An 8495-nucleotide genomic window follows, 5' to 3' on the forward strand; every position below is an offset into this window, starting at 1 on the left:
ATCGGCCGCCCGCGTCGTACGCCGAGGCGGGCGCCCCACTGGCGGGGATGTGCGGCACGGGCTCCGGGCCGGGGCGAGGGCGACGTGTACGCCACCGCCATCCGGGTCCCGGCGCTCGGCGCGGTCCAGCTGGACCCGCCCGCGGCCTCGCAGCGCCGCCGGACGCTCGAACTCGGCCCCCCATGGCCGGGCATCCGGCAGTCCGGCCCCCCCGGCGGCTCAGTCGCGCTCGGGCCAGACCGGGCCCTCGTCGGTCCAGATGACACCCTTGTTGCGGCACAGGCAGAAGGGGTGGCCGACCGGGTCGGTGTAGATCCGCCAGCCGTAGCCGTTGGGCCCGATGAAGTCCTGCCTCAGCGTCGCGCCGAGGTCGAGGACGCGTCGCTGCTCGGACTCGATCTCGTCCACTTCGAAGTCGAGGTGGAACTGCTTGGGGTGCTCGCTGTCGGGCCACTGCGGAGCGCGGTAGTCGTCCACCCGGATGAATGCCAGCTCGATCTCGCCGAACCGGATCCCGGCCCATTCCTCGGAGCTGCCGTCCTTGACCGGACGGCCCGTCACCTCGGAGTAAAAGGCCGCCAGCTTCATCGTGTCGGGGCAGTCGATGATGAAATCGGTGAGTCGCAACATCCCGCGATCTTGTCACGAGCTCACACTCGACGTGGCGACAGGAGAGCGGCACCGCAGAGCGACACCGGCGGCGGCGTCGGCGCGACGACGTGGATGACCCCGCGCACCTGAAGCGGCACGCCGAGAAGCACGGGGCGCAGCCCCTGCTTTCACGGGCGAGGGGAACGGCGCGAGAACCCCCACCCGCCCGCGGACGAGAACGGCCCCGCACCCACCCGGCCCCGCGCACCCCCACCCCGGCCCCGGACAGCCCGCCCACGCCCGCGGTTCCAGGGGCGCGGGAAACGGCGCCAGAACCCCCCACTCACCCGCACACGACAGCAACCCCCCGGCGCCCCACGCCACGCATCCGCGACAATGAGCCCCGTGACGAATCAAGCGGACGCGCAATGGCATGGGTCGCTGCTCCTCGACGAGCAACTCTGTTTCGCGCTGTACGCGGCCCAGCGTGCCGTGACCGCCGCCTACCGCCCACTGCTCGACGAACTCGGCCTCACCTACCCCCAGTACCTGGTCATGCTCTCCCTCTGGGAACACGGCGAGACCACCGTCAAGGAACTGACGGCCGCCCTGCGACTCGACTACGGCACGGTCTCCCCGCTGCTCAAGCGGCTGGAGTCGGCCGGACTGCTGCGCCGGGAGCGGTCGCTGCGGGACGAGCGTTCGGTGCGGATCGCCCTCACCGGCCGGGGCGAGCAGCTGCGCGACCGCGCGGCCTCCGTCCCCGCCACCCTCGCCGCCGCCACCGGACTCCAGGGCCCCGAGGTGGCCCGGCTGCGTGAGGAACTGTGGCAGGTGACGGCCCGTGCGACGAAGGCGGCGGGCCGCTGAGCGTCGGTGACCTTGTGTTACCCATGGTTACTACCCCCCGGTAACCGCTGTCCCCTACCGACCGGTACCTTGTGCACGATGTATTCGTGCGCGCCTGTCCTGGGGAGGCCACGCGCTCGTCCTGGGGGAGGCCAAGGAAGTGACTGACCACGCCGCGGTGGAGACCGGTACGTACACCCGTCCCGACAGCCGTGCGGACGCCCGTCCGGACGCACGTCCGACGAAGATCATGTACGTCGCCGAGGCCACCGCGCACGGCGGCCGGAACGGCTACATCACCAGCCAGGACGGCCAGATCGACCTCAAGGTCGCGATGCCGCCGGCGATGGGCGGCGACGGCGACGGCACCAACCCCGAGCAGCTGTTCGCGGCCGGATACAGCTCCTGCTTCCACAACGCGCTGGTCCTCGTCGGCCGCCGCGCGGGCTACGACCTGACCGGCTCCACCGTCGCCGCGAAGGTCGGCATCGGCCCCAACAAGCAGCGCGGCTACGGCCTGGCGGTCGCCCTCAGCGTCTCCCTCCCGGTCATCGACCAGGACATCGCGGCCAAGCTCGTCGACGCGGCGCACCAGGTCTGCCCGTACTCGAACGCCACCCGCGACAACATCGAGGTCTCGATCCTGCTGGGCTGAGCACGGCGGGGCGGCGGGGAGGCCAGGGGGGAGGCCCGGGAGAGGCCCCGGCCGACAGGAATCGGGGGCTGTGCCTGTACGTTGCATCCGTCGTCGTTGACGCGACGGGCGGTCGTGGCGAGCGGTCGCGACGGCCGGTGGAGACGGCGACGCACGGTCGTGGCGCGAGGCGGTCGTGGCGCGTGGTCGTGGTGGGCGAAGAACAGGGAGCACCGGCGTGGACGTGAACGGGACGGTCGCCGAGGGCTTCGAACCGGTCAGGACCGCGTTCGTACGCAACTTCGAGGCGCTCGGCGAGCGGGGCGCGGCGGTCGTGGTGTACCTCCGCGGGCGCAAGGTCGTCGACCTGTGGGCCGGCACCCGTGACGTGGACGGCGACGAACCCTGGGAGCACGGCACCGCCCAGATCATGCGCTCGGCGACGAAGGGGGTCGCCGCCGCGGTGGTGCTGATGCTGGCCGAGCGCGGAGAGCTGGACCTCGACGCGCCGGTGGGCCGGTACTGGCCGGAGTTCAAGGTGCACGGCAAGGACCGCGCGCTGGTGCGGCACGTACTCGGCCACCGCACCGGCCTGCCCGTCCTGGACCGGCCCCTCACCCCCGCCGAGGCCCTGGACCCGCGCCGGGGACCGGCGGCCGTGGCCGCGCAGGCACCCTCCTGGGAGCCCGGCACCGACCACGGCTACCACCCGCTGACGTACGGCTGGATGCTCGACGAGCTGGTCCGGCGTGTGACCGGCCGGGGGACGGGCGAGTGGATCGCGTCCGACATCGCCGCCCCGCTGGGCCTGGACGGCGACCTGTGGCTGGGACTGCCGGACGCGGTGGCGGCGGCCGGCCGGGTCGGCCGCGCGGGCCGTCTGGAGTCGGCGCCCGAGCCCACGGGTGGACTCCGGGTGCGCGCCAAGCGGTCGGTCACCGAGGCGTACGACGACCCGGACTCCCTCACCCGCCGGGCCTTCGCCGCGATCACCCCGTTCCCGGACCAGAACGACCCGGCGTACCGCGCCTCCGCCCTCCCCGCGACCAACGGCATCGCCACGGCGGACGGCCTGGCCCGCTTCTACGCGGCGCTCGTCGGAGAGGTCGACGGCGTACGGCTGTTCGGTCCGGCCACGATGGAGGCGGCTCGCGCCGAGGAATCCGCCGGTCCCGACCGCGTCCTGGTCATCAACACCCGCTTCGGCCTCGGCTACATGCTCCACGGCACCGCGTCCCCGCTGCTGGGCCCCGGTTCCTTCGGCCACCCCGGCCGAGGCGGCCCCCTGGGCTTCGCCGACCCGGAGAGCGGCATCGCCTTCGGCTACGTCACGAACGGCTACCGCAAGACGGTGACGGCGGACCCCCGGGCACAGGCGCTGGTCCGGGCGGTGCGGGGCGCTCTGCCGCGGAGCTGAGCGGGGTCGGCCGCGCGCGGTCCGCCCCGTACGATCCGCCGCGGAGGGGCCGTCACGGGTGAGCGGCCGGACCGGCCCAGGGCTCCCCCGCTGGTGTCCTGGCACGGTCCCGGTGATCCGGACGGCCGCACTCCGCGGCGGCGATCACCAGGATGCGCGGAAACACCGCCCATGTCGTTGGCTGACGGTCCACTGTCACTTGGCAACGCGTCCACTGTTCCCCCATGGACCGGTGCGGGCGCGACGGTGTGCACCCGCACGCGCCCGTACTCGGCCGCACCGGATCCTGAACCATGAACCCTGCTCGGCCGTACTCGCTCCAGCCCGGCGGATCAGAGCGCGATCGGGTGGGACGTCCGCCCCGATGCCGCGTCTATCTCGTCGTGGGCCTTGGTGAGGAGCTTCATGGCCAGCTCGTTCAAGGCCCGCGCGCCGGCGATCTCCTCACCGACCCTGGGCTGCGAGGAGTCGGTGCGGTGACGGCTGGCGTAGCCGTTCGCACGTACTTCCTGCCCGTCGGGCAGCCGCACGAGCGCCGCCGCCCGTGTGCGCTGGTCGTCCTCCTGGAACTCCAGCTCGACGTGCCATCCGACCACGGATTTCATCATGACGACCACCTCCGGAACCCCTCCCTCCAGAGTGCGCCTCCCCACCCACGACCGCACGACCTACCCGGCCCGCAGCATCAGTCCGATCCCCACCACCAGCAGCCCCGCCGCCACGAGTCTCGGCGCCCCGAAGCGTTCCTTGAAGAACACCGCCCCGATGGCCGCCCCGACGATGATCGACGACTCCCGCAGGGCCGCTATGGGGGCCAGTTCCGCCTTCGTCTGGGCCCACAGGACCAGGCCGTACGCCGCCACCGACAGCGCGGCGCCGAGCAGGCCCACGGCGGCGAACGGCCGGAGCCGGGCGACCGTCCCGCCCCGCCAGCGCCAGAGCGCGTACGCGGGGATCGCCAGCCCCTCCAGGGCCATCAGCCAGGCGATGTAGCTCAGGGCGGACCCGGAGGCCCGTACGCCGAGGCCGTCCACGACCGTGTACGAGGCGATCGACAGGCCGGTGGCCAGCGCGGCCCCGATCGCCGCCCAGTGCGGACGGTCGCCGCGCAGGCCCCACAGCGCGACCCCGGTCAGCCCGGCGCAGCTCAGCAGGATGCCGGCCGCCGCCCAGCCGTCCGGGACCTCGTGCGCGAAGACGGCGGCGAGGACGGTGACGACGAGGGGCGCGGAGCCGCGGGCGAGGGGGTACGCCTGGCCGAAGTCGCCCAGCCGGAAGGACGTCATCAGCAACACGTAGTAGATGAGGTGCACGATCGCCGAGGCGATCAGGTACGGCCACGCGCCGGCCGCCGGTAGCGGCACGAACGGCACCATCGCGAAGCCGATCAGCGCCCCGCCGCCGGCTATCAGCGTGAACCCGACCAGCTTGTCCGTGATCCGGTGCGCGATGGCGTTCCAGCTGGCGTGCGTGACCGCGGCGAGCAGCACCGCCGCGGTGACGGCGGGGGTCACGCGTTCGGCTCGCGGACGTCCACCAGGGTGGCGCCCGCGTGCGCGATCAGCGTTCCGGGGTCCATGGGGAAGACGGTGTACGGGGTGCCGGCCGCCGCCCACACCGTCGGGTGGTCCAGGAGCGAGCGGTCCGCGAGGACACGGGTCCTCGTCCGGTGGCCGAAGGGCGGGACCCCGCCGATCGCGTAGCCGGTCGTCTCCCGTACGACGTCGGCGCGGGCCCGGGTGACCTTCGTGGCGCCGAGCTCCCGCCGGACCGCCTCCAGATCGACCCTCGACGCGCCGTCCATGAGTACCAGCACCGGGACGCCGTCCGCCGCGAAGATCAGCGACTTGCAGATCTCGCTCAGCTCGCAGCCGAGGGCGGCGGCCGCCTCCGCCGCGGTCCTCGTGGCCTCCGGGAACCGGCGGATCCGGGTGTGCAGTTCGCCCAGGCCCAGCGCGGTGAGCGCCTCGGCGAAACGGGGGTGGGCCGCGGAGCCCTCGGTGTCCTGCGTGGGGTTGGTCATGCGGGCACGCTAGCGGTGCGTGTACAGGCCATGCGAGCGGGTTGTCGGGGCGGTCCGGCGGGCGCGCACGGAGGGGCCGGTCACGCCGCCCGGTCACGCGGTCTTCGCGAGAAGTCCCGCCTGCCGCGGCCCATCGCGGCCCACCGCGCATCCAGTCACAGAGACGGCACTGGACCGGTCGGGACGTTTCGCTGACGATCTGGGGATGACACCGACCCCGCCCGCCGACGGCACCCGCGCCTTCCTGATCCTGCACGGCTGGCAGAACCACCGCCCGGCCGCGCACTGGCAGCACTGGCTGGCCGACCGTCTCACCGACCTGGGCCACGAGGTGGTGTACCCGCAGCTGCCCGAGCCGGACGACCCGGACCTGGAGCGGTGGCTGGCCGAACTGGACGCGCTGCTGGGCGAGTTGGCGGGACGGCGGATCACGGTGGTCTGCCACAGCCTGGCCTGTCTGCTGTGGCTGCACGCGGTGGCGCGGGACGACGTCCTGTCCGGCCCCGTCGACCGCGTCCTGCTCGTCGCCCCGCCCGCCCCCGAAGTCGCCCTGGAGCACCCGGAGATAACCGAGTTCGCCCCGCCGCCGCCGGACCCCGCCCGGCTGGCCGCGGCCGCCTCGTACACCCGGGTCGTGGGCGGTGACGACGACCCGTACTGCCCCGGCGGCGCGGCCGAGGTCTACGCCGGACCGCTGGGCCTGGACGCCGACGTGCTGCCGGGCCAGGCCCACCTGGACCTGGACGCGGGCTACGGCCCCTGGGCGTCGGTCTTCGACTGGTGCCTGGACGCGACCCCGGGGTCGTACGAGAAGACCCCTGTCCGCGGCCGTACGTGACCGCGGCCGTACGTGACCGCGGCCGTACGTGACCGCTGCCGCCTGCCGCCTGCCGCCTGCCGCCTGCCGCCTGCCGCCGACCGTTGAACGCCGGGGGCTCAGCCCCCGCTGCCCGCCTTCAGCAGCGCCGCCACGATCGGGCCCGCCGACTCGCTTCCGTGGCCGCCCTCCTGGACGACCCCGGCGGAGGCCAGGTCGCCCTTCCACGCGGTGAACCAGCCGTTGGGCTCCTTCTGGCCGTCCACCTCGGCGGAGCCGGTCTTGGCCCCGTAGTCCGGGCCGAGGCCCGACATCGCCTCGGCCGCCGTACCGGCCGCGGCGGTGTAGCGCAGGAGTTCGCGCAGCTGAGTGCGGGCCGCGGCGGACATGGGCCGGGCGGCGGTGGCGAGGGTGCGGCCGTCGACGGACGGGGCGACCAGGTAGGGCTGTTTGAAGACACCCGTCTTGGCCGTCGACACCACCGACGCCATGTTCAGCGGATTCATCCGCACCCCGCCCTGGCCGATCAGCGAGGCCGCCATCGGGGCGTCGCGCTGCACCGGCACCGCGCCGTCGAAGCTGGACACGCCGATGGCCCAGTTGTTCAGGCCGAGCCCGAACACCTGCTGGGCCTCCAGGGTCAAGGAGTTGTCGTCCAGCTTCTTGGCCTGGGAGATGAAGGCGGTGTTGCAGGAGCGCGCGAAGCTGGCCTTGAACGTGCCGTTCCTGATCTGGAACTTGTCGTCGTTCTGGAACTTCCAGCCGCCGTACGACGAGAACTTGGGACAGGGGTGGACCTTCTCCGCCGACGCGAGACCCTTGTCGATGAGCAGCGCCGACGACACGATCTTCATCGTGGAGCCGGGAGCCAGGGAGCCCTGGAAGGCCACGTTGAAGCTGCTGGAGTTGGCCGCGGCCAGGATCTCGCCGGTCGAGGGGCGCATCACGACCACCGACGCCCGCTTCGTGGCCGCCACCTTCGCCTCGGCGGCGGCCTGCAGTGCCGGGCTGAGCGTCGTCTTCAGCTCCCCCGGGGTGCCCTCGCTCAGCTCCAGCAGCGTCTTGTCGGCGGCCTTGTCCTTCGTGGACTTCGTGGAGTTCCCGGACTTGGCGGAATCCGTGGAATCGGCGGAGGACTTGCCGTCCGACCCGGCGTCCCCAGGGTCCGCCGGATCCGCGCGGACGATCCGCAGTTCGACGCCCGCCCTGCCGCCCGCCTTCTTGCCGTACTTCTCCCGCAGACCGTCCAGCACCGAGCCCAGCGAGGGGTACTTCTTCGTCGTCAGCTCACCGCCGTCCCGGTCGAGGGCCTTCACCGGGGGCGTGCCCGCCTCGCCGGTCACCAGGCGGTCGCCCTCGTCCAGTTCGGGGTGGACGACGGACGGCCGCCAGTCGACGACGGGTTCGCCGTCCTTCTTCGCCCGTACGACGGTGAGGGCGGTCTCGTAGGTGAGCGGCTTCTCCGTGCCCTTGTAGGAGACCGTGCCCTTCACCGTGAACGGCACCTTGTCGCCCGCGCGTTTGCCCCGGGTGAGGGTGACGTCCTTGACGTGGGCGTCCTTCGTGAAGCCGGTCAGCGCGGTCTTCGCGGCCGCCGCGTCGTCGGTGGCGGCGGCGGCCTTGGCGACGGTGCCCTTCTGCCAGGCCGTCAGGAACGCGGTGGCGGCCGTACGGACCTCACCGGCGGACAGGGGGCCGCTTTTCACGGCCTCGGCGCCGGCCGAGCCGTCGTCGGCCGACGCGCCGGCGCCGAACACCGTGTACACGGCGAACGCACCGCCACCGAGGGCCGCGACCGCCGCTCCGCCCAGTACGAGCTGCCGCCGCGACCTCCCCGACGTCGCGGCCTTCCGCTCGTCGACACGCCTTCTCTTACCCACGCTCCGACCTTCCGCTGCCCCCGGCTGCCCTCTCGTCCCTCAACGAGAACCCCCACACTAGAGTCCCGCACGTCACTCCGTGGGTGGGGCCGGGTTTGTCCGCGGGTGACGCTACCGACAGGCAGAGGGCGCAGCCCCTGCTTCTCAGGGGCGCGGGCAACCGCGCGAGAAGCCCCACCGGACCCGCACCCCGCACGGAACCCGCACCCCGCACGGAACCCGTGCCCCGCACGGAACCCGCACCCCGCACGGAACCCGTGCCCCGCACGGAACCCGCACCCCGC

At 73.1% G+C, this 8495-nt stretch carries 9 protein-coding genes; 4 read left to right on the plus strand and 5 right to left on the minus strand.

What is annotated here, in order from left to right:
* Positions 1 to 219: 219 nt before the first annotated feature.
* Positions 220 to 630 carry a VOC family protein gene (locus ACFU5F_RS17370; protein ID WP_383887707.1) on the minus strand — a complete coding sequence of 137 codons (411 nt, stop codon included), beginning with the start codon at positions 628 to 630 and terminating at the stop codon, positions 220 to 222.
* Between the two features lie 357 nt (positions 631 to 987).
* Between ACFU5F_RS17370 and ACFU5F_RS17375 the strand changes: the two genes are divergently transcribed.
* The 3 genes from ACFU5F_RS17375 (at position 988) to ACFU5F_RS17385 (ending at position 3491) form a co-directional block, all read left to right on the plus strand.
* On the plus strand, positions 988 to 1461 hold the full coding sequence (locus tag ACFU5F_RS17375) for a MarR family winged helix-turn-helix transcriptional regulator (RefSeq protein WP_383887709.1): 474 nt from the start codon (positions 988 to 990) through the stop codon (positions 1459 to 1461).
* 139 nt (positions 1462 to 1600) lie between these two features.
* Positions 1601 to 2095, plus strand: coding sequence for an organic hydroperoxide resistance protein (locus ACFU5F_RS17380; protein ID WP_383887711.1), 495 nt, complete (start codon positions 1601 to 1603; stop codon positions 2093 to 2095).
* Between the two features lie 217 nt (positions 2096 to 2312).
* Positions 2313 to 3491 carry a serine hydrolase domain-containing protein gene (locus tag ACFU5F_RS17385; protein ID WP_383887713.1) on the plus strand — a complete coding sequence of 393 codons (1179 nt, stop codon included), beginning with the start codon at positions 2313 to 2315 and terminating at the stop codon, positions 3489 to 3491.
* 332 nt (positions 3492 to 3823) lie between these two features.
* On the opposite strand, the gene ACFU5F_RS17390 is transcribed toward ACFU5F_RS17385, so the two are convergent.
* Genes ACFU5F_RS17390 through ACFU5F_RS17400 form a run of 3 tightly spaced genes read right to left on the minus strand, consistent with a single transcriptional unit; the run spans position 3824 to position 5514 of the window.
* Complete coding sequence (locus ACFU5F_RS17390; RefSeq protein WP_383887715.1) at positions 3824 to 4099, minus strand: DUF1876 domain-containing protein; 276 nt, start codon at positions 4097 to 4099, stop codon at positions 3824 to 3826.
* Positions 4100 to 4159: 60 nt separating this feature from the next.
* Positions 4160 to 5005, minus strand: coding sequence for an EamA family transporter (locus tag ACFU5F_RS17395; protein ID WP_383887717.1), 846 nt, complete (start codon positions 5003 to 5005; stop codon positions 4160 to 4162).
* Positions 5002 to 5514 carry a YbaK/EbsC family protein gene (locus ACFU5F_RS17400; RefSeq protein WP_383887718.1) on the minus strand — a complete coding sequence of 171 codons (513 nt, stop codon included), beginning with the start codon at positions 5512 to 5514 and terminating at the stop codon, positions 5002 to 5004. The genes ACFU5F_RS17395 and ACFU5F_RS17400 overlap by 4 nt, the downstream gene beginning before the upstream one ends.
* Before the next feature lie 205 nt (positions 5515 to 5719).
* Between ACFU5F_RS17400 and ACFU5F_RS17405 the strand changes: the two genes are divergently transcribed.
* A complete protein-coding gene (locus ACFU5F_RS17405) occupies positions 5720 to 6352 on the plus strand; it encodes an RBBP9/YdeN family alpha/beta hydrolase (protein ID WP_383887720.1) in 633 nt (210 codons plus the stop codon).
* Between the two features lie 98 nt (positions 6353 to 6450).
* Here the strand turns inward: ACFU5F_RS17405 and ACFU5F_RS17410 are convergent, their stop codons facing one another.
* Entirely contained in the window at positions 6451 to 8211 is a 1761-nt protein-coding gene (locus ACFU5F_RS17410; protein WP_383887722.1) for a penicillin-binding transpeptidase domain-containing protein, read from the minus strand.
* Between the last annotated feature and the right edge of the window lie 284 nt (positions 8212 to 8495).

It is taken from the genome of Streptomyces sp. NPDC057438 (assembly GCF_042802995.1).
GTDB lineage: Bacteria > Actinomycetota > Actinomycetes > Streptomycetales > Streptomycetaceae > Streptomyces.

What these genes read in the sequence shown, in the direction of transcription:
- ACFU5F_RS17400 (WP_383887718.1), bottom strand. Translation starts at nt 5,514, where the DNA reads ATGACCAACCCCACGCAGGACACCGAGGGCTCCGCGGCCCACCCCCGT.
- ACFU5F_RS17390 (WP_383887715.1), bottom strand. Translation starts at nt 4,099, where the DNA reads ATGATGAAATCCGTGGTCGGATGGCACGTCGAGCTGGAGTTCCAGGAG.
- ACFU5F_RS17405 (WP_383887720.1), top strand. Translation starts at nt 5,720, where the DNA reads ATGACACCGACCCCGCCCGCCGACGGCACCCGCGCCTTCCTGATCCTG.
- ACFU5F_RS17375 (WP_383887709.1), top strand. Translation starts at nt 988, where the DNA reads ATGAGCCCCGTGACGAATCAAGCGGACGCGCAATGGCATGGGTCGCTG.
- ACFU5F_RS17370 (WP_383887707.1), bottom strand. Translation starts at nt 630, where the DNA reads ATGTTGCGACTCACCGATTTCATCATCGACTGCCCCGACACGATGAAG.